The following is a 16,313-nucleotide window of genomic DNA, read 5'->3' as shown; positions in this document are numbered from 1 at the left end:
ACCCCCAAAATATTAATATATGGAATAATATTATTCCATCTATTTTAGTACTCCACCCTTGTCAGCGGATGTAGCCAATTGTTGATACTGTCTTAACCATCCTTTTAAGTTACGTTCTGCCGGTTTTACGTCAGCTAAACGTTTTTCTATTTCTTCATCAGTCAATTCAAGTGTTATGCTTCTTTCCGGTACGTTTATTGATACCACGTCACCATTTTCTATGGCTGCAATTGGTCCGAATTCTGCTGCTTCAGGTGATATATGACCTACACATGGTCCACGGCTACCACCGGAGAATCTTCCATCGGTAATTAGTGCCACATGATATAATTCACGTCCCATTATGGCTGCTGTAGGATTTAACATCTCACGCATACCAGGACCACCCTTAGGACCTTCATATCTTATAACAACCACATCGCCGTCGACTATTTCATCGTTTTCTATTGCAGTTACACATTCCTCTTCGGAGTTATATACCTTACATGGACCTGAATGTACAAGCATGTCCTTGTTAACGGCTCCCTGTTTTATTACACAGCCGTTTGGTGCTATGTTACCATATAAAACTGCTATTCCCCCTTCAGTACGTACAGGGTCATCAATCGTGTGAATGACATCATAGTTTATGTCACCTACTTCTTCAAGATTTTCTCGTATGGTTTTTGAAGTTGATGTAACACAATCTGTGTGTAGTTTGGATTCCAAGTTTTTCATTACCGCAGGAATACCACCGGCGTTTTCAACATCAATCATATGATTGTTTCCACCAGGACGTATACTGCAAATGTATGGTACTTCATGGCTTAACTTATCGAATAAGTCAATGCTTACATCAAGATCGGCTATTTCATGAGCTATTGCCGGTATGTGTAGGGTTGTATTGGTTGACCCTCCCAATGCCAAGTCTACAATGATTGCATTTTCAAAAGCTTGCTGTGTCATTATATCCTGTGGTTTAATATCCTTTTCTAATAACTTGAATATGGCCTTGGCGGATTGTTTAGCTATTTCAACTTTTCTATCACTAACTGCGTGAGCCGTTGCACATCCAGGAAGACTCATACCTAATGTTTCCGTAAGACATGCCATGGTATTTGCCGTGAATAATCCTGCACATGAACCTGCACCCGGACAAGCACATCTTTCCAGTTCGTACAAATCTTCTTCTGACATTTTACCAGATTGGGTTGCACCTACCGCTTCTGTTACGTTGATGAAGTCAACTATTTCCCCATGGAATTTACCGGGCATCATTGGTCCACCGGTAATTACAATTGCAGGTATGTTTAATCTGGCAGCTGCCATAAGCATACCAGGTACGACCTTATCACAGGTAGGCATTAAGATTAACGCATCAAATTGATGTGCCATCGTCATACTTTCAACCGTGTTTGCTATTATTTCCCTTGACGGAAGGGAAAAATACATACCTTCATGGTTCATTGCAATTCCATCACATACGGCCATTGTACTGAATTCAAATGGAACTCCACCTTCGGCCCGGATTGTTTCCTTAACAACATCAACCAATCCCCTTAAATGGATATGTCCCGGTACTATATCAGTATAACTGTTTGCTATTCCGATAAATGGTTTTTTCATGTCATCATCATCTAGTCCACAAGCTCTAAGTAAAGACCTGTGGGAAGTTCTGTTTATTCCTTTTTTAATATTGTCACTTCTCATTAAAAATCATGTCCTGTAAATTTATCGATTATCATATAATTCTAATGCTTTGTAATTTTAATAATAATTAAATTATAACATTACACTATATATTATCTGTCATTTTAAGTTAAAATATATTTACTTCAGTCAAGGGTGGTGTCAAGATGTGTGGATATTTTCACATCATTTTAGTAAATCGCATTTCTCTCATCCCATCGCTTTAATTTTAAGTTAAATCTTGATAAAAATCCATTTAAAGTTTTATAATATTTCTTCACATGCTTTTGAGCAAGATCTTCAAAAATTCTTTCAATAATATTACTTGTGCTTTCGATTTTTGTATTTTCAAGGAAATATGTTAAGTTTTTAAAATAAGGTGCTAATTTTTCATTAATAATATATTGAATAACTTCTGGAAACTCATTTATTTTCTTTTTAAGATTTTTCACGATTTTTTCTACTTCTGTTTGAGTTTCTACTTCATATATTTCATATAATTCTGGTAAAAACTTTTTACATTCTTTTATTTTTTCAATAGGTAGATTGTTATCTTTAACGTATTTTCTAATAATTTTATTGTTATTTTGTTTAAAATGGAATTTACAAAATTGATGTTTAAATCCTAAAGCATTGATGGGGGACATATATTCTGGTTTAGTCTGTTGTAATGGCTATTCGATCTTGATTTGATGTGGCTTCTTTGAGAAAATTCAGTACTTCTTCTTCCGTTTCATGTTCTACAACTTTATAAGCTACAATAGTATCGTGACATACATCTACTAATGCTAATAAAAACACGTATTTATCATTATCTCTTTTATTTTTATCCATAACGCATCAAATGCATAATATCCTGAGTATTCTTTGATATTTGGATTAAAATGGATATGATAATCAACTAGAATGTCTTGAATTTCTTGATGGGAAATATTGATCCCATGTACTTTTTCAAAGAATTCTCTGATTTTTCTAACACTTGTAAAGTCAATTGAGTAATATTCTTCTACAATGTTCATTACTTCATTTGACACGGTAAAATTAGGTTTTACAATAGAAGAAATGTCTGCTGAAAAATCTTTTCTACAATGTTTGCACTTATATCTTTTAATTTTACAATCAACAAGACCATAATCCATAAGTAATAAACTTCTAGAGTAGTATCCTTTTTCATTTATATATTTAGAATAACATTCAGGACAATAAACCCGTTTCTGTTTCAAATGATACATATTATTACTTTCCAGACTATTAAATTAGAATCTAATTTCTCAATTTTATCTTCTATATATTCTTTTCGGCTACTCTGTTCATGTAGTTCATCAAAATAACCGTCAAGTTTATATTGTTGTAATTCATAAATATTAATAGGAGAGTTATTTTCGAATTTCATAATATAATATCTCTCCTTTTTACTATATAAACCTATTTATGAGCTATTTTTTTTAAGTACGCCCGCGAGGGGCGATAAAAAAGAAATTTATAACATCAAACCTAACTTCATACTTTTATAACTAAATTGTAATATGAAATTCATACCCACAGATGTTGACACTATCCAGTCAAGATAACATTCATAGGAAAAATGATTAAATGACTTAATTTACTTAAATAAGACAATGCATGATACATATGAAACTTTTGAAAAAACAATAGTGTTAATAATGTTATTTATTAAATCAAGGACATATATCTAAATAATAAGTTTATAAACAATAATATGGTGAATTAGTCAAAATAATAAATCAATAAAATAATTATATAAGCTATGACATATATTGTTATATAAGAATACTATTTTTAAATTGGGCTCGTAGTCTAGCCAGGATTATGACGTGGGACTTCGGATCCCAAGGTCGGGGGTTCAAATCCCCCCGGGCTCGTAATATCATTTTCAAACATCATTTTTTTAAAATGAAAAAAAATAAGAAAAACTATATTAAAGATAAAAATCATATTATTAAAAAAGAACTTTTTTTGAGTATGTGAATACTATTTTTTTTAAACTAATATAATAATCAACTAATTAAGGAATCAATATTATGACATACGATTTTAATTTAAAAACAAAAGACAATCATCTTATGATAGGTGATATTGATGCTAATGATTTAGCAGAAAAATATAATACACCATTATATGTGATTGATGAACAAAAAATTAGGGATAATTACAAAAAATTATACCAGGCATTCAGCAGCAAATATGAAAATCTACACATGTGTTATGCAGCTAAAGCAAATACATCATTAGCCGTTTTAAAAATATTACTCGATGAGGGAAGCTACATTGATGCAGTAAGTCCTGGTGAAATATACACCGCATTACTTGCAGGATTTACACCGGACAGAATTGTTTATACAGGAAATAACATAACAAACGAAGAATTAAAATATGCACATGAAACCGGTGTTACAATAAACCTAGATAGTATTTCAGCCCTGGAAAGATTAAGTAAAATTGAAGGAAGCGAAGGTAAAGAAATATCAATAAGAGTAAATCCTATGGTTGAAGCAGGCCATCATGAACACTGTATCACAGGTGGACCAAAAAGTAAATTTGGTATAAGGGAAGATGAAGCCGTGGAAGTATATCAAAAAGCTATAGATTTAGGATTTAAACCTATAGGTATGCATTCACACATAGGATCAGAAATACTTGAATCAGAACCCTTCATGTTAGCAGTAGAAACCATGATGGACATAGCCGGTCGTGTACACCAGGAAGTTGGTATTGACTTTAAATTCCTAGATTTCGGTGGAGGATTTGGTATACCATATGAACCTACAGAAAACGAGCTGGACCTTGAAACGTTTACCACTGACATCATCAAATTATTCAAAGCAAAATTAGATGAATATGATATGGGAAGTCCATCATTCTACATTGAACCTGGAAGATTCCTAGTGGGAAACAGTGAAGTGTTACTTACAAGGGTAAACAACATAAAAGAAAGCTACCGTAAATTTGCAGGGGTAGACTGTGGATTCGGAACGCTACTTAGACCAACAATGTATGGATCATACCACCACATAGTTGTAGCCAATAAAATGAACGAAGAAAACTCCGAAGAAATAGACATCGCCGGAAACCTATGTGAAAGTGGAGATCTGTTTGCAAGAGACAGGCCTATGCCTAAACTTGAAGAAGGAGACTTGCTTGCAATATTAAATGCAGGAGCATACGCTTACAGTATGGCATCACAATACAATTCAAGGCCAAGACCGGCAGAAGTACTGGTAAATAAAGATCAATCAGATATAATAAGAAGAAGAGAAAACTTCAACGACCTATTAATAGGACAGGAAGTACCAACAAGGTTATTAAAATGATTAAAGAAATAGAATTTACAAAAATGCATGCTTTGGGTAATGATTATATAGTAATTGACGAAAGCATTGATGAGGTTATACCTGAAGAATCAAAAAATAAGTTAAGTGAAGTTATCTGTACAAGAAGATTTAACGTCGGTGCAGATGGAGTGGTATTTGCATGTAAGTCAGACAAGGCCGACATAAGATTCCGCATATTCAACAGTGACGGTAGTGAAGCACAAATGTGCGGAAATGGTATCAGATGTCTTGCCAAATTTGTATATGACAAGGACATTGTTAAAAAGGATGTAATGAAAATAGAGACAATGGAAGATATAAAAGAGGCAAGATTAACCGTTGTAGATGATACTGTCAAAGACATTGAAATAGACATGGGAAAAGGATTTTTCATACCTGAAGAAATACCTGCCGTTGCACCTAGCGGTAATACTACGGAATTTATAGATGAAGAGGTTGATGTTGAGGGTGAAAAGATAAGAATGAGTGCGGTAAGTGTTGGAAACCCTCATGCAGTATGTTTTACAGATACAAATATTGATGATATTAACCTTGACTTTTATGGTCCACGTATAGAATGTCATGAAGCATTTCCTGAAAAGGTTAATGTTCACTTTGTAAATATTTTAAGTCCTGAAGAGATTGACATATTGACATGGGAACGTGGAGCAGGATTTACCTATGCATGTGGTACAGGTACAACCAGTTGTGTACTTCTAGGATATAAACAGGGATTGCTCAACGAACATGTACATGCTCACCTATCAGGCGGTGACTTGGATATTACGGTAACGGATTGTGGAGATTATTTAACGGCCGTTATGAAAGGAGAAGCCATAACAGTTTATGAAGCAAAGATGAATGTTGAATTATAACCTCCAATAATTTTTTTTATTTTTTAAAAGATAAAATACATTTATATTGAAATAAATATAGTAAACTAAGAATGCACTTGTATTAAAAAAATATTAAGGATAACTATGAAAATCAGGTTTATAGATGTTAGTATATTTGTCGTGAAATATATTTTCGGTCTCAGATTCAAGGTAGCCGCTTTATCCAGAAAATCGAAAATTATGGATAAGATTATTTCAAAAGTAGTTTTTGAGGGTGACGGAACATATTTTGTGCCTAACGATAAGTCTATGACTAAAGAAAACATTGAATCAAATAAGAATAAGACCACCGTCAGTACTATTGAAATTAACAAGAACATTCAGATAGTGGATAAGGTCATCACACCCACGGACATTATAAAAAACATAATCAAACAATCGGATGACATTGTGATTATGAACAAGTGTCTATGTAGACGTAGTACGAATTGTGAGGATTATCCTATAGATTTGGGATGTATTTTCATTGGTAAGACCACCAGGAAGATTTCACGTAGACATTGCAGGCCTGTTAGTCAACAGGAAGCCATAGATCATATTGATAAATGTGATGAAGAGGGTCTTGTCCATATTGTCGGCAGAAATAAGATGGATAGTTTATGGATGAACGTAAGACCGGGTGATGAGCTGTTGACGATATGTAACTGCTGTCCTTGTTGCTGCTTATGGAAGGTCTATCCTAATTTAAGTGATGGCATACAGAAAGATTTCTATAAACTTCCTGGCGTATCAATATCAATGGACTACGATAAGTGTATATCATGCAAAAAATGTATTGATGTTTGTTTTTCAAATGCCATAAGTTATACCAATAAAATAAGTATCAATCATGATGTCTGTATTGGCTGTGGTCAGTGCACATTGAAATGTCCTACAAATGCTTTGAGATTAAACTATGAAAATGTAGATGTTGAAAGTGTCTTGAATAAGATTGACAGTCTTGTGAAAATCAATGACAAATGAATTTTTCAAACATACATTTCAAGTGTATTATTTTTTAAAGAATGAGTCTGTGAAAATAGGTTTTGAATATTTTTTAAGGTTGAATTTTGTTCAGACCCACCAGTTGGGTCATGAGCGAATATAATTTTTTATAGTTTTATGTTTTGTCAAAGACTAAAAAAATAGATTATGAAAGGAAGGATTATTCTTCCAGATCATAATTACGTTGGAAATCCAAATTTCTTGTTTTGTAGATTGTTGCTCTGCGGAATTTTAATAATTGCTTTTTCTTTTTATCAAAGTCGTCCATTGACTTTACGTTTTCTTTAATGTAGTCAAGTGTTAAATCGACTACGTCATCCTTGTGAATCCAGTTACAATCCTTACAGTTCCATATGTTTTTGTCTTCAATCCATTTTCCACCTGTTGATCCATCGGCACATGGATAGAATGGACAGTAACAGAATGTACAGTTTTCCTGGTCTTCATGACATGGGAAGTATTCACAGTCCAGGTTTTTACCTATCTGAATGTCACCATTGAAGAATCTTTCATAGAAGGCTTCTGTTTGTTCAGGTAACTTTGCATTCATTTTATATCCGCGTGGAGTTATCATTTTTCCCTTTTTGACATAGGTCATTGAGTTACCTACGATTATCGTTGTGGACATGTGTATATCCTGATCCTTTAAGTCTTTAAGTTTGCATATCTGTGTTATTGTATCGGTTCCTTCCGTTTTTACTATACCTACGGGTGTCTCAGGGTTTCTGTTTTCAACCAATATGTCACATGCAGTTTCAAATGGAACAGTACGTGTTTTACTTTTTGGGTTGTAGAATGCTATTACCAAATCGGCTATGGCTGCATGTTTTATTTTACGCTGGATTTCTTCAAGTGGAGTTAATAAATTACTTAGGCTTATTATTGCCAAGTCATGTAATGGTGCTCCTAGTGCACTGGCTGAATATGTTGCCGCTGTTACACCTGGGACAACCTCAAATTCCAGGTCGCTGTATTTGTCTATTATTTGGAAATATACATTGGCCATTCCATATATTCCAGGGTCTCCTGAACTTATTATTGCTACTTTTTTTCCTTCCTTTTCCATTTCTATAGCCAATTCCACTCTTTCCATTTCATCCCCCATACCACGACTTAATACTTCTTTTCCTTCAAGCAAGTCCTGTATGTTTTCCAAATATGGATGATATGATATGATTACATCAGCTTCCTTTATTTTATCTACTGCTTTTAATGTTATGTGTTCTCTTTTTGAACCTATTCCTATTAAACTTATCATGCTATTTCCCCTTATGTTAAAGATATTTTATTATGATTTATTACATATAAACGAAAAAATTAATATTGAGTTATTTTATTCCTTAATAAATATGTATTGCTAATAATATTTATTAATTATCTAAAATTCATTTTAAAAATCTGTAAAAATAGTAAATTAAAATTTAATTATTGATTAAAAAAAATTTAAAAATAGTCTTATCGACTATTATTTGATTGGTTACTAGTTGTAGTGTTGTTAGTTAAATTATTAGTATAATTAACCAAAGATTCAATTGACTGATTTTTTGATGATGTTACATTGTTTTGATTATACAATACAATTCTTTCTTTTAATTCAATGGTAGTGGTGTTTATTTTAACTTTTCCATTGGAATAAACCTCACCTGTAGCAATCGCAGATATACTGTAAGTCTGTTCAGGAAGTATAACTATTGCACCTCCACCAGTACTTTGAGAATCCTTTGAAGCTATAGCATTAATTGTAACTGTCTGATTACCTGTTTGACTAGTTGAAACCTTAGCAGTTAACGAATCCAAATTAACACTTAAACCAGTTTGATTATTTAAAATCAATGCAACATTTTCCTTATTAGTTATGTTTAATGTATCCTGTTGATTCAAATTTTTTTCACCAGTTAACGAATTGATAAAACGAGAACCCTGATCAAGTTGCATGGATATTATATCAACAGGATTAACCGGTTCAGATGCAATAACAGTATATGAAACAAACAATCCTACTTCAAAGAACGCTAAGATAGCTATAATAAAAAGAAGTATTTTTAATATTCTACTCATTACTTCACCAACTATATAAATAATTTTATCGTTAAATTTTTTTTATCCTATATTAATTTAAGTTTAACATAATATATTAATATATAATTAATAATGATTAAGTATAAACAAAATAATATACTAAAAAAATAGGGGTTATCTTTATGTCAAACGAAATAATAAAAAAATTTCAGGAAGCCGAATTACTAATAAATAACAATGCATTTTCAGAAATAAAAGGTAATAATGATTATGATTATCTTATTAGCGAATTGATTGAATATGTTGAAGAGAATGAAAACGATCAGTATGTGATTACAACACAAACGATACGTGACTACCAGGATAATGAAAAACAACGTATACATGAAGAGATTAAAGAAAATCCCAAAACAAGAGAAATAAGAGCCAATCAAGAAACCCCTTACGAAATATTATTGGATGTGAGTAATAAATCATACACCGACGGAGACATCAACGACTTAAACAAGTACTTCAACGACAGATTTACAAAACTAAAGAAAATAATACAGGAAAATCCAGAATTCAAACAGATAACTGACTTGAAAAATGCAAAGGCAAATATAGAAAACCTGAATTCAATAGGAATAATAAACAATATAAACAATACAAAAAACGGACATAGAATACTTGAAATAGAAGACCCAACAGGTACAGGTACGGTTTTAATACTTAAGGATATGGAAGATTTGTATGAAAGTTCATCAACACTGGTTAAAGATGAAGTCATTGGCGTATCAGGAAGCAGTAACGGTTCCCTGATAAGGGCTGATGAAATAGTTCATCCAAGCATACAAAGAAGAATAGTGGATAAGCCAATGGACTTTTCAATAGTATTCATATCAGATGTACACATTGGAAGTAAAATGTTTGATGAAAAGGCATTTAACAGATTCATAAAATGGATAAACGGTAATTATGGTGATGAAAAACAACAGGATTTAGCTAATGACGTCAAATACCTGGTAATCGGTGGAGACTTAGTGGATGGAATAGGAGTTTATCCTAACCAGGAAAAGGAATTGAAAATAAAAGACATATATGAGCAATATGAAGAAGCCGCAAGATTACTTGGAGACGTAAGTGACATACCCATAATATTATCGCCGGGAAACCATGATGCTACCAGACTTGCAGAACCGCAGCCTGCTATAACAGAAAAGTATGCTAAAGATTTATGTAATCAGAAAAACATTGAAATGGTAAGCAATCCATGTATCATGAATTTGGATAACATTAAAGTACAGGTATACCATGGAAGAAGTTTTGACGACATTGTAATGGCACTCAACGGATATACACATGCAGATACGGATAAGATAATGAAACTATTGCTGGAAAAAAGACATCTTGCACCTATATATGGTGAAAGAACACCACTTGCAAGTGAATTTGAGGATTATATGGTAATTGAAGATGTTCCTGACATATTACATACAGGTCATGTTCATATAAATTCACATACAAAATATAAGGGAGTTCACATGATTAACTCCGGAACATTCCAGAAGCAAACCGAGTTCCAGAAGATATATAACATTGTACCGACATGTGGACAAATACCCGTGATAAATCATGGAGCACTGCAACTGTTAGATTTTAATGAATAGGAGTTTGATAAAAATGAACAATGAAATAATTGAAGATATAGTAAATACCGCACATCATATCTATGATAAGGATATGATAATAGGAAAAGCCGGAAACATAAGCATCATGGATGGGGATTACATTTATATCACGGCTTCAGGAACCGATTTTAAATCATTATGCTATGAGGACATAATAAAGGTAAAGATTGAAGATTTGTCATATACTACAAATGATGACAAGAAGCCATCAATGGAGACAACATTACATACCGAAATATATAAAAAAAGAGATGACATAAAAAGTGTCGTTCATGTACATTCACCATATGCAACAGCATTCGCTTTCAGCAATAAAAGATTGATTAGACTGGAAGGATTTGGTGAAATAACAAGTGAATACATAGAAGAAGTTGATTATTACCCACCTGGTAGTAAAAAATTAGCTGATAATGCCAGCAATATGCTTAAAAATGAGGATGCAGTCCTGTTGAAAGACCATGGAGTCATATGTGTTGGAAAAAATATTGATGAAGCTACACTTCTATGTGAATATATAGAAGGAATAGCTAAAACACAATATATTACTCATGTACTTAATCTTTAACGCTTTCAAGTTCACTAAGTATGTTCCAAATTAAAATTCTTGCATGAATTGGTATGTTTGGATCATTACTTATATCATCCAATATGGATATTACAGTACTTGCCTTGATGGTGTCTTCTTCATCCTTATCAAGTAATGCACTTGAATTTTCAGCGGCCTTTCTAATGTTACGTGGTACACTATTATCATTAATTATCTGTGATAATATTTCCTTACAATTATCAAATATTTGTTGGTTACTCATAATCTCATTTGCCATAATCCCACTTCCCTTATTTTTCTGTTAAAATGATAAATATGATTTGATTTTCCATTAAATGTGAAAATTATTTATTCGTAAATTTATTTAATAGTATACATATATTTATTTGAAATATGTTATATATTTTTACTATTTGATAAAAAGACAGTTTAAAAAATTGTGGGAGATGAGGTTTTCAAGTAAACCTTCTTCGTTTTTTGTTTCTTTCATTCTTTTCGTTTAAGCATATTCTTGCCATTTCTGGTAATTTTGTCAGGATTGGATATTAAATAAGTATTTATTTGACGTGTTTTCAGTGTTTAATAATCATTTCCAAATCATTATATTGTATGTGGTTAATCATGTCATAGTTTATTCCAACAATGATTAATGTTTCCTCACTTCTAATGGTTGTTAAATTATATGCATATGTCAGGTAATTCGCATATTGATCAGCTTGCCAATGTTATTAATGTAGTGAGAATTGTCCTGTCTTGGGGATATGTTCTGATTAGAGTACTTGATATATTACCATAGGTACGGTAATTACTTAGATAGTTTAAGGTCTGGTTTGTGTATTCATTTGTTATAACATTATTAGTTAATAAATCAATGCTATTAAGTTTGATGGAAATGAAGATGTTTGATTATTCTATGTATAATTTAAAGTTTTTGACTTATTTTGTTAACTATTTTATATTATTTCCACCTCAAACAAAAATAATGAAAAAGAAATAATTAATTACTTGATACCGCTATTGTAACACCATTATAAGCCGTTTTTCTAAAGATTAAATGCGAATTGTTATCATTTGCCAAAAGTGATGCGGGTTCACATACACCTTTTACTCCAAATTGTTTCATGACAAAATCAGAATGGGAACATTCATTATTGTCAAAATTCTTAATCCTATCCATATCTATTATAATAAGTTCCTTGTTAAATCTATCCACATTATCCAAAATGCCTTTTTCATTTGATTTAATATCAGCAGTAGCAAAAAAGTCAATCCTATTTGGTGGTATTTTCAATATTTCACATGCCTGTATTATAGCGTAATATACCTTTTGTGTTGGTATGTCACGTCTGGCACCTATTCCCATGACAAGCTTTTTTGGACGTAATATAACTTCATGACCGTCAATTTCTGCAATGACATAATTAATATCATTATCAAGTATTATGTTATATGACTTTCTTAAATTATCATCAATGATATAATCCAATGAATGGGGTAGTGTTAAATTTACCAAACGATTGTTTACCAATGCTTTATTTATAAACTTGATGTTTTTGGGATTTTCAAGGTTGAAATAATATCGTTTAGCTATAGAATCTATACCAACTCTATTATTGACATCGGTGGATGTGGTTATGACAGGAGTCGAATCAAGAATGGATGATATGTATTGTGTCAGATCATTTGCTCCACCCATATGGCCTGAAAGTAAACTGATTACAAAATTGGCATTATCATCAACAAGAAGTACCGCAGGATCGGACAGTTTAGATTCTACATGTGAAGCTATTGCCCTTATCATGATTCCTGATGCCATAATGCCGATGATACAATCACATTTGTCGAATGTTTCATCAACTGACTTGAAAACATTTTTATGATATTGTGTAACTGATAATATCGTCGGATTTTCAGATAATTCTTCACATAATTTATCGGATATTTCTTTTCCTTGATTTGTAACGGATATTATTGCTATATTCATTGTTAAACCTCGTTATGTAAAATTGTAAAACGTATTGATGTTTGATATTTATTTTAAAATACTGTATAAATGTATTGATGGATAGGGGTAATTAATTAAACCTTTTTTTGGGTGTCTGTTACATGATTAAAATTAAATATTGACTCTGAAAACAATAAAAAAAGAAAAACAGTATCCTGTTTATTATAACAATAAAAAGATCAATATTATATAAACGAATACTATTGTCAATATAAATAGTAATGAAGTAACTTTAGTCAATGATATTGCTTCTGTTATTTTATCACTGGTTAATTCATCATCACCGTAACCTAACTTATAAACTCCTTCTTTAACTAGTGTAATATTCAATGCACCTGCAGCTGCTGACATTGAATAACCACTATTTGGACTTGGCGTTTTTCTAGCATACTTTTTCATGACATCAAATGATTGTTTATAATCATATCTTAAAATGAATGCTGCCAATATCACATATAAGCCTGTTATTCTAGCGGGAATATAATTTAAAATGTCATCCAACATCGCCGGAATATAACCAATCTGAGCCAATTCCTTTGTTTTGTAGCCTAACATTGCATCCATGGTATTTGATACTCTATATATTACAGCCACAACTATGGATGTTATTAATCCATAGGGAAATAGTCCAAATATAGATGTGTAGAATAATGGGCTGACCACACTGTCAGTTATATTTTCGGTTAAAGTTTCTATAGCTGCAGAGGTTATCCTGGATTCAGTTAATTCTTCGGTATTTCTACTTACCAGATATGACATTGATTTTCTGGCTTTATTTATATCTTCTTTTAAGTCATTTTGTATTCCTTTGACAGTTTGTATTAAGTAATTGATTGAAAATGTCGTGGATAGTATTATTGATGCTACTACAATAAATAGCAGAGTGTTTATCATTGATGTTATCATTAATATAATTACTGTAATTGCGGAAAATGTAAATATTGTCGTTAAAACAATTAGCAGTCCTGAAAATTTTGTTGGAGGAAGTATATCCTTGAGTTTTGAAATCATGTTGCCCATGAATATTACTGGGTGAATTTTATCGGGTACTTCTCCAATTATCATATCAATAATTACAGAAATTACAATAATAGACAGTATGTATATTAAAGTTTCAGATATCATTAATGTTATCTTTGATTTTTTAAATATTAAAATTTTTTCAATAATATTATTAAATGAAATAGTAAGACATATATTGCAAGTGTAAATACTGTTTTTTAATTTAATCATAAACAGTGAGAGGTATATTGCAAGTGTAAACGTTTAAGTCGTTTAAAAAATCAAATAGTGAGAGGTATATTGCAAGTGTAACCAAAAAGTATGTGGAAAATTTTTAGTATGAGAGGTATATTGCAAGTGTAAAAATAAAATATATCACATCGAAAAAAATAAGACATTAATTTCAAGTGTAAAATTTTGAACTTACAATTACAATTTAAAGTATAGACATAAATTTCAAGTGTAAAATGTATAGATAATAATTGAAAAAGTAATAAAATAATATGTTAAGTTATTTTTGTATTACTTTTTATATTAATTTTTAAAATTAATTAAATTAATTAAAAATTAAAAACAATTAGTTATATTTATTATTTTATATTATTATTATATTATATTTATTTATTTATTATTATATTTATTTATTATTATTATTTAATTATTATATTATTATATATTTATTATTTATATATTATATCAAATAACATTCTTTATTTAATTATTTTACGATTAATAAACATTTATTTTTTAATTTAATTGTGTTTATAAAAATAATTTTTCGTATTATCCAAAAAATTCCAGGGGTACCCTAATATATTTTACACTTGAAATAGACGTCCCTCTCTCTAAAGCTTTTTATACTATGAAATATAATATAATATTATCGAATTTTTTCACTTGAATTATTAATATTACAATTAATTTTTTACTTGAAATACAACAAAAAACTATTGAGATGACAGCAATGAACATATTTGTAGAATTAAGCAATAAAAAATCAGTTTTCAAAACGAAAGAATTTCTTGATCATCGTTTTGTACCAGAAAAACTACCGCACAGAGAAGAAAAATTTGAATTAATAGCACAATATTGGGTTGAAGCATTAAAAAAAATAACACCACCAGATGTTACAATATACGGAAAAACAGGAACTGGTAAAACAGCCGTTGTAAGCTACGTTAAAAATCAACTTGAAGAAATAGCAGCACAAGAAAACCTTAACATAAAAATAGAATACATACGTTGCACAGACTACAACACAGAATATCAGATACTGGCAAGATTATGTCAACAATTAGGAAAACCGGTACCATATCGCGGATGGACGAAAGCAGAAGTCGTAAACACATTCAGAGCATTGTTTAAAAAGAACATACTTGGTGAAAACTTAATTTTAATTGTAATATTAGACGAAATAGATGTTATTCTCAAAAATGATGGTGACAACATTCTATACACGTTAACACGTACTGATAATGTATCAATCACATCCATAAGTAACTACGTTGATTTCAAAAAATTCATAAAGCCTAGAGTTAAAAGCAGCTTACGTGACCGTGAAATAGTATTCCCACCATATAATGCACAACAATTAATAGATATCCTGAAAGAACGTTCTGAGTTGTCTTTTAATGAAGGAACAGTCTCTGATGGAGTAATAGCATTGTGTTCAGCATTAGCTGCTAAAGAAGAGGGTGATGCTAGATACGCTCTTGATTTACTTAAGACTTCTGGTGAAATCGCTGATGAAAAGGAATCTGATATAATTGAAGAAAGTTATGTTAAGGAAGCTAAAGACCGTATCGAACATAATAAAATCATTGATGTTATAATGACATTGCCTTTACAGCAACAAAAAGTACTGGAAGCCATAACTGATTTAACAAAGTCAAGAGAAGAAATAACATCTGGTAAATTATATGAAAAATATCAGGATTTGGCTAAAAATGACAAAGTATCCTATAGAAGACTATTTGACTTTATCAATGAACTGGAATTATTAGGCTTAATCTCTGCAAATACCGTTTCACGTGGAAGGGGACGTGGAAGAACCAATGTCATCACATTACAATGTGATACTGACTTGATCGACAATGCTTTAAGTTACAGAACTTAAATTCCCTCCTTTTTTTAAATACTGTTAATCAAGATTTATTTCTAATTATTTATAATATTATCTTATGCTTCATT

At 31.1% G+C, this 16,313-nt stretch carries 15 protein-coding genes and 1 tRNA gene; 7 read left to right on the top strand and 9 right to left on the bottom strand.

Annotation, left to right across the window (positions count from 1 at the left end):
* Positions 1-39: 39 nt before the first annotated feature.
* The 4 genes from ilvD to AW729_RS07475 form a co-directional block, all read right to left on the bottom strand.
* Positions 40-1,689 (bottom strand): dihydroxy-acid dehydratase, encoded by a 1,650-nt coding sequence (gene ilvD, locus AW729_RS07485; protein WP_112124524.1) that lies wholly within the window; start codon positions 1,687-1,689, stop codon positions 40-42.
* 170 nt (positions 1,690-1,859) lie between these two features.
* Entirely contained in the window at positions 1,860-2,315 is a 456-nt protein-coding gene (locus AW729_RS07480) for a hypothetical protein (protein WP_112124523.1), read from the bottom strand.
* 10 nt (positions 2,316-2,325) lie between these two features.
* Positions 2,326-2,469, bottom strand: coding sequence for a hypothetical protein (locus AW729_RS11300; RefSeq protein WP_162685845.1), 144 nt, complete (start codon positions 2,467-2,469; stop codon positions 2,326-2,328).
* A complete protein-coding gene (locus tag AW729_RS07475; RefSeq protein WP_112124522.1) occupies positions 2,457-2,900 on the bottom strand; it encodes a hypothetical protein in 444 nt (147 codons plus the stop codon). The genes AW729_RS11300 and AW729_RS07475 overlap by 13 nt, the downstream gene beginning before the upstream one ends.
* A 575-nt stretch (positions 2,901-3,475) precedes the next feature.
* Between AW729_RS07475 and AW729_RS07470 the strand changes: the two genes are divergently transcribed.
* The 4 genes from AW729_RS07470 (at position 3,476) to AW729_RS07455 (ending at position 6,859) form a co-directional block, all read left to right on the top strand.
* A tRNA-Arg gene (locus AW729_RS07470) sits at positions 3,476-3,551 on the top strand.
* A gap of 159 nt (positions 3,552-3,710) precedes the next feature.
* Complete coding sequence (gene lysA / locus AW729_RS07465; RefSeq protein ID WP_112124521.1) at positions 3,711-5,000, top strand: diaminopimelate decarboxylase; 1,290 nt, start codon at positions 3,711-3,713, stop codon at positions 4,998-5,000.
* Complete coding sequence (gene dapF, locus AW729_RS07460; RefSeq protein WP_204355175.1) at positions 4,997-5,875, top strand: diaminopimelate epimerase; 879 nt, start codon at positions 4,997-4,999, stop codon at positions 5,873-5,875. Before lysA ends, dapF begins: the two co-directional genes overlap by 4 nt.
* A gap of 201 nt (positions 5,876-6,076) precedes the next feature.
* Entirely contained in the window at positions 6,077-6,859 is a 783-nt protein-coding gene (locus AW729_RS07455) for a DUF362 domain-containing protein (protein ID WP_236951216.1), read from the top strand.
* 181 nt (positions 6,860-7,040) lie between these two features.
* Here the strand turns inward: AW729_RS07455 and cobJ are convergent, their stop codons facing one another.
* Complete coding sequence (gene cobJ / locus AW729_RS07450; protein ID WP_112124519.1) at positions 7,041-8,138, bottom strand: precorrin-3B C(17)-methyltransferase; 1,098 nt, start codon at positions 8,136-8,138, stop codon at positions 7,041-7,043.
* Positions 8,139-8,335: 197 nt separating this feature from the next.
* The gene (locus AW729_RS07445; protein ID WP_112124518.1) at positions 8,336-8,938 is read right to left on the bottom strand and encodes a hypothetical protein; all 603 of its coding nucleotides are present in this window, start codon (positions 8,936-8,938) and stop codon (positions 8,336-8,338) included.
* Positions 8,939-9,081: 143 nt separating this feature from the next.
* Between AW729_RS07445 and AW729_RS07440 the strand changes: the two genes are divergently transcribed.
* Together AW729_RS07440 and AW729_RS07435 are read left to right on the top strand one after the other, a co-directional pair.
* Positions 9,082-10,548, top strand: coding sequence for a DNA-directed DNA polymerase II small subunit (locus AW729_RS07440; protein ID WP_112124517.1), 1,467 nt, complete (start codon positions 9,082-9,084; stop codon positions 10,546-10,548).
* Between the two features lie 13 nt (positions 10,549-10,561).
* Positions 10,562-11,134 (top strand): class II aldolase/adducin family protein, encoded by a 573-nt coding sequence (locus tag AW729_RS07435; RefSeq protein WP_162685844.1) that lies wholly within the window; start codon positions 10,562-10,564, stop codon positions 11,132-11,134.
* Here the strand turns inward: AW729_RS07435 and AW729_RS07430 are convergent.
* The 3 genes from AW729_RS07430 to AW729_RS07420 form a co-directional block, all read right to left on the bottom strand.
* On the bottom strand, positions 11,124-11,378 hold the full coding sequence (locus AW729_RS07430) for a UPF0147 family protein (RefSeq protein WP_112125259.1): 255 nt from the start codon (positions 11,376-11,378) through the stop codon (positions 11,124-11,126). The genes AW729_RS07435 and AW729_RS07430 overlap by 11 nt on opposite strands.
* A 735-nt stretch (positions 11,379-12,113) precedes the next feature.
* Entirely contained in the window at positions 12,114-13,100 is a 987-nt protein-coding gene (locus AW729_RS07425) for a cobalt-precorrin 5A hydrolase (RefSeq protein ID WP_112124515.1), read from the bottom strand.
* A gap of 183 nt (positions 13,101-13,283) precedes the next feature.
* Complete coding sequence (locus AW729_RS07420; protein ID WP_112124514.1) at positions 13,284-14,246, bottom strand: cobalamin biosynthesis protein; 963 nt, start codon at positions 14,244-14,246, stop codon at positions 13,284-13,286.
* Positions 14,247-15,087: 841 nt separating this feature from the next.
* Between AW729_RS07420 and AW729_RS07415 the strand changes: the two genes are divergently transcribed.
* Positions 15,088-16,239, top strand: coding sequence for a Cdc6/Cdc18 family protein (locus AW729_RS07415; protein ID WP_112124513.1), 1,152 nt, complete (start codon positions 15,088-15,090; stop codon positions 16,237-16,239).
* Positions 16,240-16,313: the final 74 nt, after the last annotated feature.

Source organism: Methanosphaera sp. BMS (genome assembly GCF_003268005.1).
Classification (GTDB): Archaea; Methanobacteriota; Methanobacteria; order Methanobacteriales; family Methanobacteriaceae; genus Methanosphaera.
Note: the sequence above shows the minus strand (reverse complement) of the source record. Positions and strands in the feature narration are given on the sequence as shown.

Coding starts and splice junctions, on each gene's coding strand:
- ilvD (WP_112124524.1), bottom strand. CDS start 1,689: ATGAGAAGTGACAATATTAAAAAAGGAATAAACAGAACTTCCCACAGG.
- AW729_RS07445 (WP_112124518.1), bottom strand. CDS start 8,938: ATGAGTAGAATATTAAAAATACTTCTTTTTATTATAGCTATCTTAGCG.
- AW729_RS07475 (WP_112124522.1), bottom strand. CDS start 2,900: ATGTATCATTTGAAACAGAAACGGGTTTATTGTCCTGAATGTTATTCT.
- AW729_RS07435 (WP_162685844.1), top strand. CDS start 10,562: ATGAACAATGAAATAATTGAAGATATAGTAAATACCGCACATCATATC.
- lysA (WP_112124521.1), top strand. CDS start 3,711: ATGACATACGATTTTAATTTAAAAACAAAAGACAATCATCTTATGATA.
- dapF (WP_204355175.1), top strand. CDS start 4,997: ATGATTAAAGAAATAGAATTTACAAAAATGCATGCTTTGGGTAATGAT.
- AW729_RS07455 (WP_236951216.1), top strand. CDS start 6,077: ATGGATAAGATTATTTCAAAAGTAGTTTTTGAGGGTGACGGAACATAT.
- cobJ (WP_112124519.1), bottom strand. CDS start 8,138: ATGATAAGTTTAATAGGAATAGGTTCAAAAAGAGAACACATAACATTA.
- AW729_RS07415 (WP_112124513.1), top strand. CDS start 15,088: ATGAACATATTTGTAGAATTAAGCAATAAAAAATCAGTTTTCAAAACG.
- AW729_RS07430 (WP_112125259.1), bottom strand. CDS start 11,378: ATGAGTAACCAACAAATATTTGATAATTGTAAGGAAATATTATCACAG.
- AW729_RS07420 (WP_112124514.1), bottom strand. CDS start 14,246: ATGATATCTGAAACTTTAATATACATACTGTCTATTATTGTAATTTCT.
- AW729_RS07440 (WP_112124517.1), top strand. CDS start 9,082: ATGTCAAACGAAATAATAAAAAAATTTCAGGAAGCCGAATTACTAATA.
- AW729_RS07425 (WP_112124515.1), bottom strand. CDS start 13,100: ATGAATATAGCAATAATATCCGTTACAAATCAAGGAAAAGAAATATCC.
- AW729_RS07480 (WP_112124523.1), bottom strand. CDS start 2,315: ATGTCCCCCATCAATGCTTTAGGATTTAAACATCAATTTTGTAAATTC.